The 19,148-nt window shown below is 39.3% G+C and carries 15 protein-coding genes and 1 tRNA gene; 10 read left to right on the top strand and 6 right to left on the bottom strand.

The annotated features are described in order from the left end of the window. Window positions 1–28: 28 nt before the first annotated feature. The gene (locus ABJD64_RS03825) at window positions 29–1,303 is read right to left on the bottom strand and encodes a sterol desaturase family protein (protein WP_348177581.1); all 1,275 of its coding nucleotides are present in this window, start codon (window positions 1,301–1,303) and stop codon (window positions 29–31) included. A 100-nt stretch (window positions 1,304–1,403) separates the two neighbouring features. Beyond that, complete coding sequence (locus tag ABJD64_RS03820; protein WP_348177579.1) at window positions 1,404–1,838, bottom strand: SRPBCC domain-containing protein; 435 nt, start codon at window positions 1,836–1,838, stop codon at window positions 1,404–1,406. Between the two features lie 70 nt (window positions 1,839–1,908). On the opposite strand from ABJD64_RS03820, the gene ABJD64_RS03815 reads away from it, so the two are divergent. From ABJD64_RS03815 to ABJD64_RS03785, 7 genes are all read left to right on the top strand, one after another. Then, a complete protein-coding gene (locus ABJD64_RS03815; protein WP_348177578.1) occupies window positions 1,909–2,169 on the top strand; it encodes an OadG family protein in 261 nt (86 codons plus the stop codon). Window positions 2,170–2,173: 4 nt separating this feature from the next. Further along, on the top strand, window positions 2,174–4,042 hold the full coding sequence (locus tag ABJD64_RS03810) for a biotin/lipoyl-containing protein (RefSeq protein ID WP_348177576.1): 1,869 nt from the start codon (window positions 2,174–2,176) through the stop codon (window positions 4,040–4,042). A gap of 11 nt (window positions 4,043–4,053) precedes the next feature. Then, a complete protein-coding gene (locus ABJD64_RS03805; RefSeq protein ID WP_348177574.1) occupies window positions 4,054–5,244 on the top strand; it encodes a sodium ion-translocating decarboxylase subunit beta in 1,191 nt (396 codons plus the stop codon). 83 nt (window positions 5,245–5,327) lie between these two features. Then, complete coding sequence (locus ABJD64_RS03800; RefSeq protein ID WP_348177572.1) at window positions 5,328–5,840, top strand: ribosome maturation factor RimP; 513 nt, start codon at window positions 5,328–5,330, stop codon at window positions 5,838–5,840. Between the two features lie 4 nt (window positions 5,841–5,844). Continuing rightward, window positions 5,845–7,089 carry a transcription termination factor NusA gene (gene nusA, locus ABJD64_RS03795; protein WP_348177570.1) on the top strand — a complete coding sequence of 415 codons (1,245 nt, stop codon included), beginning with the start codon at window positions 5,845–5,847 and terminating at the stop codon, window positions 7,087–7,089. A 38-nt stretch (window positions 7,090–7,127) separates the two neighbouring features. Further along, entirely contained in the window at window positions 7,128–9,932 is a 2,805-nt protein-coding gene (gene infB / locus ABJD64_RS03790) for a translation initiation factor IF-2 (protein WP_348177568.1), read from the top strand. A gap of 236 nt (window positions 9,933–10,168) precedes the next feature. Further along, a tRNA-Arg gene (locus ABJD64_RS03785) sits at window positions 10,169–10,242 on the top strand. A 146-nt stretch (window positions 10,243–10,388) separates the two neighbouring features. On the opposite strand, the gene ABJD64_RS03780 is transcribed toward ABJD64_RS03785, so the two are convergent. Further along, entirely contained in the window at window positions 10,389–12,176 is a 1,788-nt protein-coding gene (locus tag ABJD64_RS03780; RefSeq protein ID WP_348177566.1) for a tetratricopeptide repeat protein, read from the bottom strand. Between the two features lie 93 nt (window positions 12,177–12,269). Continuing rightward, window positions 12,270–13,889 (bottom strand): M20/M25/M40 family metallo-hydrolase, encoded by a 1,620-nt coding sequence (locus ABJD64_RS03775; protein ID WP_348177564.1) that lies wholly within the window; start codon window positions 13,887–13,889, stop codon window positions 12,270–12,272. Between the two features lie 584 nt (window positions 13,890–14,473). Here ABJD64_RS03775 and ABJD64_RS03770 point away from each other — a divergent pair. The 3 genes from ABJD64_RS03770 to rraA are packed head-to-tail and all read left to right on the top strand — an operon-like array spanning window position 14,474 to window position 15,894. After that, window positions 14,474–14,887 carry an EamA family transporter gene (locus tag ABJD64_RS03770; RefSeq protein ID WP_348177562.1) on the top strand — a complete coding sequence of 138 codons (414 nt, stop codon included), beginning with the start codon at window positions 14,474–14,476 and terminating at the stop codon, window positions 14,885–14,887. Window positions 14,888–14,935: 48 nt separating this feature from the next. Then, window positions 14,936–15,403, top strand: a complete 468-nt coding sequence (locus ABJD64_RS03765; RefSeq protein ID WP_348177560.1) for a VOC family protein — start codon at window positions 14,936–14,938, stop codon at window positions 15,401–15,403. Beyond that, entirely contained in the window at window positions 15,400–15,894 is a 495-nt protein-coding gene (gene rraA, locus ABJD64_RS03760) for a ribonuclease E activity regulator RraA (RefSeq protein WP_348177558.1), read from the top strand. The genes ABJD64_RS03765 and rraA overlap by 4 nt, the downstream gene beginning before the upstream one ends. A gap of 7 nt (window positions 15,895–15,901) precedes the next feature. On the opposite strand, the gene ABJD64_RS03755 is transcribed toward rraA, so the two are convergent. Further along, window positions 15,902–17,653 (bottom strand): DUF885 domain-containing protein, encoded by a 1,752-nt coding sequence (locus tag ABJD64_RS03755; protein WP_348177556.1) that lies wholly within the window; start codon window positions 17,651–17,653, stop codon window positions 15,902–15,904. Window positions 17,654–17,722: 69 nt separating this feature from the next. Further along, the gene (locus ABJD64_RS03750) at window positions 17,723–19,138 is read right to left on the bottom strand and encodes a SusD/RagB family nutrient-binding outer membrane lipoprotein (protein ID WP_348177554.1); all 1,416 of its coding nucleotides are present in this window, start codon (window positions 19,136–19,138) and stop codon (window positions 17,723–17,725) included. Between the last annotated feature and the right edge of the window lie 10 nt (window positions 19,139–19,148).

Raw genomic sequence — 19,148 nt, 5'->3', positions numbered from 1 at the left:
AACCACCAAGATTCACTTGGTGGTTTTTTCAATTCTCGGCTGTCACCATCTGATCAGTTGTTTTAAACTCCCAAATCGAAAATCCAAGGGTAGCTAAAAACGAAAAAGCCAAATAACCTATGATCAGTACAGAACCAAATGACCAATAAGCGTTAAGTCCAAACCAGTCTCCAGACTCAAGAATCCAATAAACACCACCCAAGCACTTAGCAGACTCAATCAAAACGGCCGATTTATCCAAATCCATCAAGGAGGTAGAGCTGTAAATGTGGAGATAAAGGAAAGCGCCATAAGCAAAAAGCAAGGGAAAACCGATCTCAACAAAATTGATCAGCATAAAGATTAGGAATGCGTGAGTCATACCTAACTGAAACCATGACCAAATATGTAACCAGGAAGAAGCTTGAGTATCATATTTAATTTGATCTTTTGGATCGACGATGTAATCAATCGGGTATTTATCTCTGATATCTTCCGGCCTCCATCCCAATGGCATAAACCAGATTCTCAATTTATCCCACCAATTATCGGTTCTCCATGCGTCCTTAATCAGCAACCACAAATGTTGGAAATTGATCAATATTGGATTCCAGGTAAGGGGCGCTTTCTTTACGCCATATACGCAAGGCTCATCATCCAATTCTTCCTGAAAAGTACCAAAGGCCCTATCCCAAACACAAAATATAGCTGCCAAATTCTTGTCGAGATAAATCGGATTAATAGCATGATGAACACGATGCTGTGAAGGCGTTACTATGATGTATTCTAAAAAACCAAGTTTCCCAATATGTCGGGTGTGGTACCAAAACTGTAAAAACAGATGGAGCGGAGCTATCGTTGCCATGACTTGTGGGGGTACTCCCAATAATGCCGCAGGAATCAAAAGCACAGAATAAATACCAAAAAATGACGATATGCTCTGACGCAACGCACATGCCATGTTGAATTCTTCACTGCTGTGATGCACAACATGCTCATTCCAAAAATAGTTGACATGATGACGCAGACGATGGACCCAATAGGAAGAAAAGTCGATAGCAATGAAACCAATAGCGTAGATCCAAAAAGTACTTTTTATTTCTATAAACGCAAGTTTTTCATATAACCAGGAATATGCGATAATGACCAATGTGAGGCCAAGTAGATCTTTGATGGAGTTAGTAATTCCCGAAGATATTCCAGTGATGGTATCAAAACTTCTAAAGGTATTTTTATTAACCCATATCCCATAGGCCGACTCGATAGACATAAGCACTAGAAAGACAGGAATAATGTAAAGAACCGCTTCTGCGTAAGTGATCATAGCTATTATTTAAGGGTTCAATTTGAAGTAATGAACTTTCAAAAATAAAAAAACAGATCCCCGGAGTCAAGCACTTGTCAATTTTAATTATGCATGCATACTATATTACCTGCTCCTCTGCATATTTTTTCATGGCCTCATTCATTGACTCAAACCCTTTAATGGTTTTGTCCTGGATTTTCTTCATAATTGCTCCTTTCAGCAATCCGGTAAAGTTTTCTCCGTGAATAAATTTGGTTTGAAATTCAGTAACGGGTTCCAGCTTAAAATAATGATTACCTGCGAAAAGTCCTTTTAAGATCAGTTTGCCCGTCCATTCGAAGCGCCGGCCTTCTTCAAATGCCACTACCTTGGGTTTAAAGAAGTTTCGTTTACCTTCCATACTAATGATGACATCCAGTTTATTACCAAGAATTGCTTCTCCCTCTATGGTAAGGAATGGATTCCAGTGTCGATAGTTTTCGAAGTTCATAAGCGTGCGCCATACTACCTCAATGGGCGCATCTATTAATATTTCGGTTTCAATATTTTTCATACGAATTCTATCGGTTTCTACAATATTATTTAAGTTGCAATTAAGTTAATTACAATACGCTAGAAATTTTATGACAGACGAACTGCGCACAGCTTTCTTACTCATGGGAGTCGGTATGATTACCGTATTCATCGTTCTACTTTGTGTAGTTATAGTAGGAAAGCTATTAATACGCTTCGTCAATCATTATGTTCCAATGGTGGAAGCATCTGCAGACCATACCTCAAAAGCTACAGAAATCGCACCAACCAAAATTGCGGCCATTACATCCGCAATTGAAATTTTCACAAAGGGTAAAGGAAAAGTCACTAGCATCAACAAAATCAAATAGTATCATGGGAAGAGAGATAGGATTGTGCTTAGTATATCGAGACATGTGGCAATCATCAGGCAAATACATGCCACGGGTTGATCAATTGACCAGAGTAGCTGAGCCCATCATTGATATGGGATGCTTTAAAAGGGTAGAAACCAACGGAGGGGGATTCGAGCAGATCAACTTGTTGTATGGAGAGAATCCCAATGTGTCGAATCGTGCCTGGACACAGCCGTTCAATGATGCAGGTATTCAAACCCAGATGTTAGAAAGGGGACTAAATGCCCTTCGAATGTATCCAGTCTCCAATGACGTTCGGGAATTGATGTTCAAAGTAAAAAAACTTCAAGGCACTGACATTTCCCGCTCCTTCGACGGATTAAACGATGCTCGTAATCTCCAGAAGTCCATTGAGTATGCCAAAGCCGGAGGAATGATTTCCCAAACCTGTTTGTGTATTACCTATTCCAAAATCCACACGGTAGATTATTACATCAGTAAGGCCGAAGAGCTAATTAACCTAGGAGCAGAAGAGATATGCATTAAGGACATGGCCGGGATTGGCCGTCCAGTTTCTTTAGGGAAAATTGTAGCCGGTATTAAAGAAATTAAGCCCGACATTTTAGTGCAATATCACGGTCATTCCGGACCGGGGTTTTCAGTAACTTCCTCTTTGGAAGCCGTTCGAGCAGGCGCAGACATAGTTGACGTAGCCGTCGAACCATTGTCCTGGGGAACTGTGCATGCTGACCTTCTTACCGTGCATGAAGTATTAAAGGATGCTGGATATTCTCTGCCTGACATCAATATGAAAGCCTATATGCAGGTTCGAACGCTGACACAGGAGTTCATTGATGATTTCTTGGGTTATTATATCAATCCCAAAAATCGATTGATGAATTCCTTGCTCATTGCTCCTGGCTTACCTGGCGGAATGATGGGAAGCTTGATGGCTGATCTGGAGAATAACCTCAAAAGTCTCAACAAATGGATGGAGAAAAACAACAAACCACAGTTGACACAGGATGATCTGCTTATCAAGTTGTTTGATGAGGTACAACATGTGTGGCCAATGATGGGGTATCCTCCACTGGTAACACCATATAGTCAATATGTAAAAAATGCCGCACTCGTCAATGTCATGCAAATGGAAAAAGGTAAAGAAAGATGGTCTTTACTCGATGACAACACTTGGGATATGATGCTTGGTAAATCTGGCCGCCTGCCGGGTGAGGTCAGTACCGAACTTAAAGATTTGGCCAAAGAGCAGGGAAGAGAATTTTTTGAAGGAGATCCAGCAGAGTTAGTTCCGGATTGTTTAGACGATCTAAGAAAAGAAATGGCTGAAAAAGGCTGGGAAACTGGCCAAGATGATGAAGAGTTATTAGAATATGCACTTCATCCACAACAATACATTGATTACAAATCAGGAAAAGCCAAGGCAGATTTTGAAGCTGATTTAGCAGGCAAAAAGACAAAAGCACAAACACCAACCTCTGCTGTCGCTAATGGTAATGACGGCTGGGACTTAGGCCCAAAGTCTATTCAGGTTGATGTTAACGGAGAAAAATTCAACGTAAACATTTCCTATGATGGTGGTCAATCGGCAGACGACTCACAAAATGCCGCTACCCCAGTCTCATCTTCCAATGGTGTAGTGAAAGAAATTCTTGCACCACTTGAAGGCAAGGTATTCCTGACCAAAGATTCCTCAGAAACGGCAAAAAAGGTAGGGGATACAATTAGTGAAGGAGATGTCATTTGCTACATTGAAGCGATGAAGGTAGTGAATGCAGTCAAAGCGGATCAAAGTGGGACAATCGCTGAAGTATGTATCAAAGATGGTGAGGACATTTTCGATGATGATGTCTTATTCAAATTGAACTAAAGACTATCTGAATGGAACTACTTCGCAAAGTATATGAAATGACTGCCATTGGAGATTTGGCAGCCCAACCAGAGAATATTCTGATGATTTTAGTAGCCTTTGGGTTACTTTATCTAGGCATTAAAAAAGAGTACGAACCTTTACTTCTTGTGCCTATAGCGTTTGGTGTTCTTCTTGCCAACTTTCCTGGGGGGGAAATGGGTGTTGTAAAAATTGAGGATGGCCAAAACCTTTTGGAAATAGCCAAACATCATGGGATCATGAATTTTCTCTATTATGCCCTGATTAAAACCGGTTTTCTTCCCCCAATTATTTTTATGGGAGTAGGTGCTCTTACTGACTTTGGCCCTATGCTCCGTAATCTACGACTGGCCTTTTTTGGTGCAGCTGCACAGATAGGTATTTTTTCGGTATTGATTGCCGCCATTCTCATGGGGTTTACTCCTAAAGAGGCGGCCTCTTTAGGAATTATTGGCGGTGCTGATGGTCCAACCGCCATCTATACCACAATCAAGTTAGCCCCTCATTTACTAGGGCCAATCGCAATTGCAGCCTACTCCTATATGGCTTTGGTTCCTGTAATCATTCCTTTTGTCGTTCGATTCACCATGAGCAAAAGTGAGCTCCAAATTAACATGAAAAAACAGGATAAGTTGTTTCCTTCAGGAAAGCCAATCCAAAATCTACAGGCCGTAAAAATATTATTTCCTATTGCTCTAGGTACTATTGTAGCTATCATGGTTCCTTCTTCCGTTCCATTAGTTGGCATGCTTTTATTTGGTAATCTGGTAAAAGAAATCGGTAGTAACACCTCCAGACTTTTTGACGCAGCTTCCAGCTCAATCATGAATGCAGCTACAATATTTTTAGGGTTGTCCGTAGGGGCCACAATGACAGCTAAGGCCTTTCTAAATGTAGAAACCCTAATGATTGTCGTAGGTGGTTTTATCGCCTTTGCGATCTCTATTGCCGGAGGTATCTTCGCCGTCAAACTTTATAATTTATTTGCCAAAAAGAAAATCAATCCATTAATAGGCGCTACTGGGCTATCCGCTGTACCTATGGCATCACGTGTAGCAAATGAGATTGCTCTCAAGCATGATTCGTCAAACCATCTACTACAATACGCTATGGCCAGCAACATCTCAGGTGTGATTGGGTCGGCCGTTGCGGCAGGCGTTTTAATTTCTTTTTTGGGGTAGACTTACTAGCCTCATTATCGATTCAAATATTTGTTTTGACAGATTATTAGTCTAAATTTGCATTCGAAATATAGATTTCAGGAATGAGGGGACTTGAGTCCCCTTCTTTTATGGTAGAAATTGTGACTGAAAGCATAGTAGATAAAATACAAACGGTAGTAGAAAATGTCATATCAGAGCAAGAGGACTTGTTTTTGGTCGATATTATCAAAAAAGGAAATGACCGAAGTGGAAAGGTCATTGTACTACTTGATGGTGATCAGGGAATTTCTATCGAACAGTGTGCCAAGGTAAGCCGTGAGGTCTCTCACTTTATTGATGAAGAAATCGAATTGAGCGAACCTTTGACCTTAGAAGTCTCTTCAGCCGGGCTGGATCATCCGCTCAAACTGAACAGGCAATATGTCAAGAACATTGGCAAGATGATAAAAGTGACATTGAACGACCAGACCCTTATGGAAGGTCAGTTGAAAAAGGTGACGGAATCTTCAGTAGAACTAGAAATAGTCATTGATAAAAAGAAGAAAACCACCGAAACCAAAGTCATAAATTTTGAAGATATAAATAAAACTATTGTTCTAGTTTCATTCAAATAATAAAATGGATAGTTCTGTATTAATAGAGTCGTTTTCGGATTTTGCAAAAAGCAAAAATGTAGACCGTCCTACCATGATAAGAATACTCGAAGATGTATTCAAAACCATGATCCGAAAGAAGTTTGAATATGATGACAATTTTGACATCATTATCAACGCGGACAAAGGTGACCTTGAAATCTGGAGGTTTAGAGAGATTGTGGATGACAATTCAGAAGACATTTGGGATCATGACAAGATCAGTCTGACAGATGCCAGAAAGATAGAACCCGATTTTGAAATCGGAGAAGAAGTAGCTGAAGAGGTAAAACTTCTAGATTTTGGCAGGAGAATGGTTATGACAGCACGTCAGACTTTGATTCAAAAGATCAAAGACCTTGAAAAAGATATCTTATTCCAAAAGTATAAAGACCTGGTTGGCGAGATAATCAACGGCGAGGTTTATCAAACTTTGAGTAGAGAAGTATTGCTAATTGATGGCGAAGGAAACGAATTAACGATTCCTAAATCTGAACAAATTGGCAAAGACAGATACAGAAAAGGCGATTCAGTCAGAGCCATCGTGGATCGCGTAGAGATCGTCAATGGTAATCCAAGAATCATTCTTTCAAGAATCTCTCCTACGTTCCTTGAAAGACTTTTTGAAAGCGAAGTGCCTGAAGTATACGACGGGTTGATTACTATCAAAAAGGTCGTTCGTGAACCAGGAGAGAGAGCCAAAGTAGCAGTAGAATCTTACGATGACAGAATTGATCCTGTAGGAGCATGCGTAGGTATGAAGGGGTCTAGAATTCACAGTATTGTACGTGAATTACAAAACGAAAACATTGATGTGATTAACTTCACAGACAATATGGATTTGTATATCACGAGAGCACTGAGTCCTGCAAAGATTACAAGCATCAAAATAGAAGAGGAAAATAAGAGAGTTTCTGTTTATCTCAAACCTGATCAGGTGTCTTTGGCCATTGGAAAAGGTGGACAAAATATTAAGTTGGCGAGCAGGCTGGTGGATATGGAGATTGATGTCTTCAGAGAATTAGACGGGCTAGAAGAAGAAGACGTGGCGTTGGCAGAATTTACTGATGAAATCGAAGACTGGGTAATCGACGAATTGAGAAAAATTGGTTTGGATACAGCAAAAAGTGTATTGTCACTTTCTACTGAAGAATTACTCAGAAGAACTGATTTGGAAGAAGAGACCATCAACAACGTATTGGGTGTCTTAAAACAAGAATTTGAACAATAACTGATTATTAAAATCAGAAGAATACTTTTTAATTGACTATGGCTGAAGGTAAAATGATAAGACTCAATCAGGCAGCAAGAAAGCTCAACGTCGGTATTGATACCGTGGTTGAATTCTTGTCTGAAAAGGGGCATGAAATAGAGCGGAGCCCCAACACCAAGCTTACCCCGGATCAGTATGCAATTTTGGCAAAGGAATATGCTGACTCTGCACATGAGAAAGAAGAAGCAAGTGGTCTCACTATTGGATCCAAGTCTGGAGACAATGTTGTGATCACAGCCGAAGTCGCTCCGGAAAAAGAAGAAACTATCAAAGAAGAAGAAATTCTTATTACCGACAATACACAAGCTACCGTGGAAGACGCTCCTCCTGCGGAAGAGAAGCCTGAAGAATCTGCCAAAACAGAAGAGTCATCTGTAGACAGCCCAAAACTTCAGGGAATCAAAGTAGTAGGTAAAATAGATCTTGGAGATAAAAAGAAGAAAGAGGAAGAAGAACCTAAGGTAGAGGAAAAAGCCCCAGAGGCCGAACCAAAAAAAGAAGAGAAAGAAGAACCTAAGGTAGAAGAACCTATAGTGGAAGAGGCTCCTGTGGTCAAAGAAGAACCTAAGCCTGAACCACCGAAAGAACCTAAAAAAGAGGTAACTAAAGATCCCGAGGTGACCCCAGCGAAAGCGGAGAACAAAACCATAGAGGCAAAAGCCGATTCTTTAAGAGGATTAAAGGTGCTTGGCAAAATTGAACTACCCAAGACACCTAGCAAGGCGGATAAAGACAAACCTGTGGCATCTTCAGACACCTCAGGAGATAAAAAACGTCCAAGAAAGCGCATAAGCACTTCAAAAAAGGAGTCAGGACCACGAGGTGGTACGGGCAAACCTGGACAAGGAGGAAGATTCGACAAAGGCAAGAAAAAAGTTGTTAAAGAAGAACTGACTGATAAAGAAATTCAGGATAAAATCAAAGCAACGCTCGCCAAATTGAGTGGAGGTAAAACAAGCTCAAATGTAAGCAGATCAAAATACAGAAAAGAGAAAAGATCTGCCGTAGCAGATGCCGAAGAAGAAAGACTAATACAGGAACAGGAGGAGTCAAAAACTCTTAAAGTAACTGAATTTGTATCAGCTAATGACTTGGCAAGCTTGTTAGATGTCTCCGTCAATGATATTATTTCTACGTGCATGTCGTTGGGCATGTTTGTGTCTATTAATCAAAGACTTGATGCAGAATCAATTACCATCATTGCTGATGAATTCGGCTTCAATGTCGACTTTACCACCCAAGACGAAGAAGTTGATGTAGTAGAAGAAGTAGATTCAGAAGAATCACTCGCTGATCGTGCCCCTATTGTTACTATTATGGGACACGTTGATCACGGTAAAACATCCCTTCTAGATTATATAAGAGATTCAAAAGTGACTGCTGATGAAGCTGGAGGTATAACCCAGCACATTGGCGCATACGACGTAATGACTGAATCAGGGAAGAAAATTGCTTTCCTTGACACACCTGGTCACGAAGCCTTTACCGCTATGCGTGCCAGAGGTGCGAAAATCACTGATATTGTAATCATAGTGGTCGCAGCGGATGACGACGTCATGCCACAAACTAAAGAGGCAATTAACCATGCGCAAGTAGCAGGCGTACCTATCATTATTGCCATAAACAAAATAGACAAACCTAATGCTAACCCTGATAAAATTAAGGAAGCATTGTCTAGCAATAACATTCTGGTTGAAGATTGGGGTGGAAAATACCAGTGTCAGGAGATTTCTGCAAAAACTGGACAGGGTGTAGAAGACCTACTTGAAAAAGTACTGCTTGAAGCAGAAGTACTAGAACTGAAAGCGAACCCTAATAAGAAAGCTGTTGGTTCTATCATTGAAGCATCTCTAGATAAGGGACGTGGATACGTGACTACCATGATGGTTCAGTCTGGAACACTTGAAATTGGAGATGTTGTGTTGGCGGGATCTTACTTTGGCAAAGTAAAAGCCATGTTCGACCATAAGGGAGCAAAATTAACTAAAGTTGGTCCATCTACTCCACTTCAAATGCTGGGACTAGATGGAGCTGCTCAAGCCGGTGACAAGTTTAATGTAATGGAGTCTGACAGGGAAGCAAGAGAGATTGCCACCAAACGTGAGCAGATTCAGCGTGAGCAAAGTATCAGAACCAAGAAACATATTACACTTGACGAAATTGGCCGTCGCCTGGCTATCGGTTCATTTAAGGAATTGAATGTAATTGTGAAAGGTGATGTGGATGGTTCAGTTGAGGCATTATCAGATTCATTACTGAAACTTTCTACAACCGAAGTACAAGTAAATATCATCCACAAAGGAGTGGGCCAGATTTCAGAATCTGATGTACTGTTAGCATCTGCCTCAGATGCGATTATCATTGGATTCCAAGTTCGTCCATCAGGTGGCGCTAAGAAGATTGCAGAGACAGAAGAGGTTGAAATCAGACTATACTCGATCATCTATGATGCCATCAATGACGTGAAGGATGCTATGGAAGGTCTATTGGCTCCTACTGTTGAAGAGGTAATCACAGGTAATATAGAGGTGAGAGACATTTTCAAAATCACAAAAGTAGGTACAGTAGCCGGATGTTATGTAACTGATGGATATGTAAAACGTGCTAACAGTATCCGATTGATTAGGGATGGTATTGTAACTTATGAAGGTGAAATTGGGCAACTGAAGCGATTCAAAGACGATGTTACCGAAGTGAAACACAGTTACGAATGCGGTATTTCAATCAAAGGGTTCAACGACATCAAAGTAGGTGATGTGATTGAAGGGTTCGAGCAGAGAGAAATCAAAAGGTCGCTCTAAAAGACACATTGGAAGCGATAAAATATATCACTTCTTTCCTATGTTATGCCTCCATTTTACTTCTAATGACTGGTTTGTTTTACAAACCCTGGGTGGTACTCTGGTGGCATGACATACAAAATCGCTGGTTAGTGATCATGTATTACGGAACTGCTGCGATTGGCTTCTTTTTATTGAAAATACTCATAAATGGTTGAGACAAAATAATAGACTCAACTATATTTGCAGAAATACTTGGCCTTGTAGCTCAACTGAATAGAGCACCTGATTACGGCTCAGGAGGTTTCAGGTTTGAATCCTGACAAGGTCACTTAAGATAAAAAGTCGGCACCGTTGTGCCGACTTTTTTTATCTTTTTGACAGAGGTTTGTAGTATATTGCTGAGTGATACTTACTTCGGTGAGAACACAAAATGAATGATCTCATGAATATTTCATTCCTCTGACCCCGTGCTGATCAAACCACTCCTTCTTCTTCAAGCACTCTATTAATCTCTCTCAAAATTTGATCCAATTCCAAAGCTGAATGATAAACATTTTTGCTTATGAACCGCGCTTCATCCAGATCACAATTATCATTATCAAAAAGACTGACCAAGGCAAGAATTCTTGACAATGGAGCTCTTACAATATGTGAATTGGAATAGGTATATTCTTTTAACTTCTCGTTTTTCATTAGTAACAAATGAGTTCTTTCTTGTATCCTTTTTTCCAAAGTCATATTCATCTCTTTTATTTCCTCATATGCAGATTTCAACTCGGTGGTTTGAGAGGCTATTTTATCCCTTTGCATAGCAATTTCTTCGCTATGTTTCCTTAAAAGATCAATTGCTTTTCTTTTTTTGGCATTATATCTCCACCAATTCAAGGCTAATATTGTCATAAGAAAAGCTGTAATCATTAATGAAAAACTTATCAAACGTTGTTTTTCCAACTCAAGAACTTGTTTGGTTAGCTTCCCCTGGGATATAATCTTTTCCTTTTGCAGTAAGCTATTTTCATTCTGCAATCTACTTGCTCTATAAAGAGTTTCTAGTTTTACTGTTTCCTTCAATTTTTCTGTGTTGACCAACTTATTAAAATGTTGGTTGTGCAAAACAAGAGTCTGGTATGCCTCAAAATGTTGATTCTGGCTATTTAGTACCTCATGTTTGACTCCAGTTGCGTTAGCCAATCCACGAGAATAATCGATAGCATTTGCTATACCAATACTTGAATCACTATAGACAATAGATTGACTCGGCCTATTAAGGCCTCTCATGCATAGTGCAAGATTAAAATAGGCATCTGCCAAACCCTGTTTGTCACCAATGTCCTTTTTTATCAATACAGCCTCCATGAGATGAGCCATGCCTAATTCATATTTTGCATCTAGTACATACAGTTCGCCCATTTTACTGTAAATAGATGAAATGCCCTTTTGATCATTTCGGCTTCTATAAATATCGATAGCTTTTTGATACATAGACAGCGCTGAAAGGTTATCATTCGTTTTGTGTTTTACCTCGCCCAGAAACTCGTATACAAATGCCTGCCCCCTGATATCATGGTGTTTTTTCTTTATTTCCAGAGATGTCTGTAAATAGTTCAAGGCCACTTCATAGTCTCTTACATAAAGTTTAACCTTCCCTATGTTCAGAAATGTACTGGACAACCCAAGTTCATCTCCTGTAACAGTTTTTAAATCTATCGACTGCACGAAATAAGAATAGGCACTATCATATTCACCCAGGTTCTGATAAACGATACCTAAGTTGCTTAGACAATGACTTAGTCCAACTTTATCGTCTATTGTTCTTTTGATTTTTATAGCCGTTGTATTGGTCTCTATAGCCCTATAGTAATCTCCCATAAACCGATACGTTACTGCCTTTCTTTTGAGTATATCTGAGATCAAGGAATCATGATTAATTTTCTTGGCAAGCATAGTGCCACTATCTAAATAAGTAATAGCTAATGCATATTGATTACTTTCCCTATAACCTGTTCCCATATTGGCATAGGCTAAAATCATACCCTGCCTATAATTAATTCTCTTGGCAAGAACTGAAGCTTGATGTGCATAGGTCAGCATAGTATCCGCTGAAATTCGATAGTAGGAATAGCTCAGCTTGTTGAGCATATCTACTCTATCAATATCCTGAAGTGAATTATTTTCAATACTGGAATTCGCAGACAAGTTAGTTAGCTGCTGTCCAAAAACCACCTGAGTGGTAAAGCCCAAAAAAAATAACAATTTATTCATGACTGCAATGTTCAAATGACAAAAGTTATGTTGTCAGTTAGGCGCAGCAAGCAAGTCATCTAAAAAGGTTCGGCGGTACAAGTTTACACAGCTTTAATTAGCTGAGTTATTCAGTTTTTCGGTCAAAATTCCCATGCAGGTTAGTATTCCTTCAAAAAAATTGCCGACTCGCAGATTTTCATTAGGTGCATGATGGTTAGCGTCAGGATTGCCCAACCGGACAGCAACGGCTGGAATATTTAAGGTATTTATGAAAGGTGCTATAGGTTGTGACCCACCAGTCATCCTTATCCTAAGTGGCTTTGTACCTGTCGCCTTTTCTAAAGCATTTGTCAACCAAGAGTCAATGGTTCCTCCAAATTCTGTCACAAAAGGTTTTGAGCCAATGGTATATTCCAATGAGGCTAGCTTAGGGAAGCTGGATCTTTCTTCTTCTGTTGGCAGCTTACCTTCTATCACATAGAAACCCTGACTCTCAATATGTTTCCTTATCAGTCTAACCTGTCTTTCACCCGAGGTTTCTTTAACCAATCTCATATCTATTTCTACAATCACCTTATCAGGAATAATTGTTCTTCTGTTCTTTCCTACCCATCCCGCCTGAATTCCTCGAATATTTAATGATGGGTATTGCATAGCTTCTTGATAAGTCTCCCCTATACTTTCCGTAGCAGCCACACCCATTTCTTTTAGTAAATTATACCTGTCTTCAGGGACCTTGTCTAACTCTATTTTTAGAGCATCATCAATTTGGATCCCATCGTAAAACCCTGGAACAAGTACCAAGCCTTTTTCATTTTTCATTGAGGCTATCAGATGCGAAGCGCTAAATACAGGATTTGGAGCATAATTTCCATAATGTCCACTATGCAACACCTTCTTAGGACCATAAACAGTCAATTCCAAAGTGGTGTTACCCCGTGCTCCAAAGGTCAGTGTTGGCACATTAGATATACTTCTGACACCATCCATAATAACCAGATAGTCTGACTTAAGCAATTGTCTATTCTTTTCAACGGCCTTTGGAAGATCCGGAGAGCCCAATTCTTCTTGAAAATCCATAATAACCTTAACATTAAATTCGGGCTGAATTTTCTTATCTTCCAATATATCCAACGCCCTTATAAAGGCTAGTGCTGGGCCTTTAGCATCTGCAGTAGATCTGGCAAACACATGCCAGTCGGGATTTATTGTCTCATTAATTTCAGACCATTCAATAGTCTCCCAACCTCTTCCTTCGACTCCCTTTTTCTTTATCACCGCCTGGTACGGATTCTTCTGATCCCAAAGTTCATCATTTACTGGTTGACCATCAATCTGCAGGTAAAACAAAACCGTTTCGCGATCGGGGCAAATTATTTTTTCCGCCATCAACAATGGCATACCATCTGTTTCAATTTCTTTTACTTTAAAATCGAGTCCAATAAATCTTGATCTACACCACTCAAGGTTTGGTCTTACCTGATCTGAATGTCTTCCATAATTTGGCAGTGCTAAAAACTCTCTGAATTCATGAAGTGATTGAACTTTTGTTTCATGAGTAAGTAAATGAAGTTCCTGCTGCGCCATTTGCTGAGCACAAGCAGGACCCCATACCAAACTAAACCCGACAAAAAAAGTCTTAAGTAACGAAACTAAAATTTTACATTGAAAATGGAACCAACTACTCTTTTCAATGTACTTATGAATTGATATCTCCAATCTACTAGACATTACTACTGATTTATCCTTTTATCACGACGACCCAAACATTTATTCAGGTCATTCAACAAATGCTTTATTATATACAATTTCCCCCTAATGTTACATATAAATTATAGGTCGGCTATTGGGCGAATATTTCAATTTTTGTGCATTTGCTAGACATGACAGAAAGCAAATCGCTATTACACATGGCCTTATATGTTGTTTTTATTCAGATAATGCATACTTGTGTCAAATTCATTCCACACATCCCCCCCGAAATCATATTTTTTAGGTCCGTTATTCCCCTAATGCTTTGTCTATATGGATTAAGCAAGTTGCAAATCAATCACTGGGGCAACAACAAAGTTTTACTCATTTCAAGAGGCATATTTGGTGGCACATCACTTTTATTGATCTTTTACTTGTTACAAAAGATCCCATTTGCAACGGTAACTACATTTCGTTATCTGGGTCCCATATTTTCTTTGTTTTTTGGTATTCTCTGGCTAAACGAAAAACTTAAAACATCACAGTGGATATATATGGCAATTGCATTGCTCGGAGCAGTTCTCGTAAAAGGTTTCAATGGTCAAATTAACATGATCGATTTTATGACAGGTATAATTATGGCAATCAGTGCGGGTTTGGTTACTGTGATAATTAAAAAAATGAAAGGGCTCGAGCACCCACTGGTGATTATATTTTATTTTCCACTGGTTCTTTTACCCATATCAGGAACATATTCTTACTTCTATTGGGTACAGCCTGTTGGACTCGATTGGCTAATACTACTTGTGATAGGTATCTTGACACAGCTGGCTCAATACTATCTAACGGTATCTATTCATTCTGGTGCTTTATCTAAGGTAGTGCCTATACAGTACTCTGGCATAATCATTTCTATTGTCTTCGGGTACTTCATTTTTGATGAGTCGTTGGGTTATCTATCGCTCATAGGTATTTTTCTAGTTGTCTCTTCACTAACGCTCAATAACTGGGAGAACATCAAGTCAAGCGTAAAATAGATTGTTCAGCAAAGTTTTTAAATATATTATGTATAACGAAATAGGATTATGAATTCAAAGAAAATTTCCCTGCATCATATTGCCATTATGGTAGAAAACCTGGAAGAAGCTCTTGAATTCTATCATACCCTCGGGTTTGAAGATATAGAAACACCTCAATCAGCATATAATCACCGTATCAGATGGTTGCAAATTACTGATGAGTGTTCGCTACATATCATAGAAACTCCTCCACTTGAAAGTATTGAAAGAGTCCATTTTGCCATATCGGTCAGTGACATAAATGAATGGAGGGACTATATTACCGACCGAGGCTTATATATTAAGGAGCAATCAATAGAATTATATGGGATTAATCGATTCTTTTTGTCTGACCCCTCAGATAATTTAATAGAATTTTTGGAAGTAGAAAGAGTCGAAAATAAAAATCATAAAATACAGACTTCGTTTACTGAAATAGAAGCTGGCATTCCGGCAGAAAAAATTAACCCTATTACTAGTTCTCAGGATTCATGAAAAAAGAAAATTTCTCGCTGGCAGGTTTATGCGATATGCATAGCAGTCATATCAAGTGTTTACCACCAATTTTTACTAGTTATGGACTTCGGCCTCGTTTTACAGGCGAGATTGTTACCTTGAAACTTTATGAGGATAACGCACTACTTAAGAAAAAAATACTTGAGGATGGCAATGGAAAGGTACTTGTAATAGACGGGTGCGGATCTCCACATTGTGCATTGATTGGTGACCAGGTCGTGGTGCAAGCGATTAAAAATGGTTGGGAAGGATTTGTTATCAATGGTTATATCCGAGATTCTAAACAAATCAATATACTTCCTATCGGTATTAAAGCCTTAGGCACTTGTCCTATTAAAAGTAGCAAAAAAAGTTTTGGCTATGATAACATGACAATCAATATTGGAGGCACTGACATCCATCCCGGGGATTATGTCTATGCTGACGAGGATGGTGTTCTTATTTCTCACCAATGGTTTTTGGATGACTAAATACTTCCTAGTTGTTGGAGCTCTGAGTATATTGATTCATCTGAATCTTAGAGTTACTCTCAAAAATGAATTTTTCGCCAAATATCTGCTCATAAATTAAGGGAATAGGTGGCATTCCAAAGGATAAAAGTTCATCATGAAATTCCTTTAAAGATTTCCCATTTTTTATACCCTTACGTTTCATCTCCCTAATCATCAGCTTACCGAGTGTGTAATTAAAATAGCCTGGATCGTAGACTCCACGTGCAGCCTGTTGGCGAGCCGATCCAGGACTTAAAAACGCCTTCTCTCTGAACATCTCTTCGGATTGTTCTACAGTCATATCAGAAGTATGCAATCCTATAGCACTTAGAAATCTCACATTTCTTGTAAGTGATCCCAGGATTTGTGTAATTCGATAAGCCTCATCATCACTTTTGAAACCTGCTTCTAACATCATTTCCTCTGCATAGTGTGCCCATCCTTCAGAAAAAACACGGCTTTTGAACAATTGCCCAAGCTTAGAAGAACAATTATACTTGGCGTGCATGCGTTGCAAAAAATGTCCAGGCCATACTTCATGAACTGCAGTATTTATGACACTATTTTTACTTCTGGTATACTTTGTAATTTCCTCCTCAGACCAATTTTCATTTGCCGGAGACAGATAGAACATGGCTCGAACAGAATCCGGCTCATACGGACCTGGAATACTTATATATGCTCCATTTGTTCTTCTATATGGAGGTGCCTCCACTACCAGACACTCTTGTTCACTACGTATTGATATTATTTCATTTTTGATAATAAAATTTTTCAGACGCTTTAAGTTTTCACTAGCAGCCTGAATCGAGCCTTCTTTTGGCTTTTCATCCTTTACCTTTTGTATGCATTCTGAAATGCTTAGTCCAAAAGAAAATGATTGGCAAGTTTGCCTTAATGCCTCAAGGTTTCTGTGCAAATCCTCCTCTCCTAGTTGCTTTAGTTGTTCAACGTTAACATTTAGTTGTTCCGTTTGGCGTAGCATATCTTCAAACATCTGCTTACCCATAGCAAATTCACTCTCAGTCTTTATCTGCTCATCTAGCCACTTCGTCAAATCTCGTGCGGCATTAATAGCTTCCCTATTAGCTTGTTCGTATTTAATTTTCAATGCCTCATTCGAAACAACTTGAAAAATTAGTGGGACCTCACTTTCAAAGTAGTCTGCTAATCCTCCAAAAAAACCACGCCCCAAATCTATCTGCACTTCACCAAGTGGATAGGCTGACATATTTTCTCGAATTTGATTTACAGCGACCGGAAACCGTTCGAGGTAATTAATGAAAGCTACCAAACGTTTGTCTAGAGGTGCATAATTTTTAGATACGTAAATTTCAGGGGATAATATGCTTCTATAGTAGCGAAAATTTCGATACGGCCACCTAGCTTGCTCAAGCCAAAAAAGTTGACTTTGAATGATACTGAGTAAGTGTTTTTTTTCAAACAGCCTGATAGAATCTAAGTCTGCTGACTCAAAAAACTGTACTTCACTCCGATACTTTTTCAGCATCATTATCTTTCCAGAAATTCCTTCATAACTAAAATCTGGTAGTTGCCCATCAAACTCATGCCTTCCAGCATGGATTGCCACTGTAGGCTCTAGTACAAAATATTCTTCAATAAAATTGTTGACCAGTACATCCCATTTTTGACCGGAGGGTAATGTCCTCTCTTCATTCTTTGTAGAACATGAAAATATATAGAAGAAGGCAAAAAAACCGATGATGATTAGTCTCATTCTACAAGAATCTAATAGAACAAGCCCGCAAAAAGCGGGCTTGTATTGCATTTTAAAATATGGTTGTATCTATTGATTAACTGGGGTCGCATCGAATAAGCCAGGTAATACAGTAGGCGAACTTGTATTAGAATTTACTTCTACGTTCGCGTAAAGAAACCTCTCCGGATACTGAGTTCCAGTATTTGTCGGAAATCCCACTGCAATATCACCATCTGATTTTCGCAACCTTCTAGCATCGTTGAAAGGAATGAAAGAACCAAAACCTGAAACATATCTCTCTTCTATTACCTCTCTTAAAAATGCTCGGACTTCAGATATATTGTCAGTATTTTCAATACCTCCAGCAGCAAAGTCAGCCGCCACGTACGCATCATATGTATATGCCAAACCTGAATAGGCCGTATTCAAACGTCCGCCGCCAGCCAACCAGAATCTTAACTGATTCAGATGATTTAAACCTGCAGTCAAACTATTAATTCTTGCATCACATTCAGCCAAAATCAAAAGATTTTCTTGATATGACACTAGTTCATGTGGCTCCGTTTGTGCAATGATACCATTGTTAGCCGTTCCACTTGATTCATCAATAGCGTAATATCCATGACGTGCAGTTTCATCGGTTTTAGAATTATTTCTTGATGTTGCAGACGCTGGATCGAGAAGGTTCATCAAATAACTACTTCCCGTACCTATATCTCCTGCTCTACCTCCATTTAATATTTGCCAAAATAAGTTTACTGCATCATTATCTTCTGCTGCATCTCCCGGATCAACTGGGGTGAAAATCATTGATCCAGAATAATCTGATATACCAGATTGCGCTGCAGTCAAGGCATTGCTGTAGTCTTTAAGCTGAAGATAATACCTTGCTTTCAGCGTGTTAGCTACTTCCAACCATTTGTCCTTATTACCTGAAAAATGAATGTCCTGCGCAAGTCCACTTGTAGCAGTTCCCAATAAAGTAATTGCATCGTCCAAATCATCAATGATGGCTAAAAAAACTGCACTCTGGGAATCATAAGCCGGATTCGCAATGTCGGCATTATTTATCTCGCTGTAAGGGATATCGCCGAATAAGCTAGCCATAGTACCTAGTGCATTAGCTTCTACAATTTTCGCGATTCCACGCAATAAAGGAGTAGATGCTTCATTATTTACGATGTATCTTGCGTTAGTAACCACTCCTGTATACGCCGCTATCCACGTAGCTTCAGCCTCCGCAGAAGTAATCTGATATTGATGTGCTGCACCATATACAGATTGAAAACCTTCCAATTGACCAGACCATGTGCCGGCAATTCTGTTAAAATGTCCTGCCTGAACCACCGTATTTGCGAGCATTGCACCTGTCAAAAACTGGCTACTGCTCAGGTCTTCAGGACTAATGGCGTTCGGGTTGTCATTAATATCCTCTACTAAGTCTTCACATGAAGTACCTATCATTAGGGATATTACTAAAAATATATTAATTAAATTTTTCATTGTTTTCTAC

The organism is Reichenbachiella sp., from assembly GCF_039944555.1.
GTDB lineage: Bacteria > Bacteroidota > Bacteroidia > Cytophagales > Cyclobacteriaceae > Reichenbachiella.
This window is presented reverse-complemented; position numbering and strand designations above follow the sequence as displayed.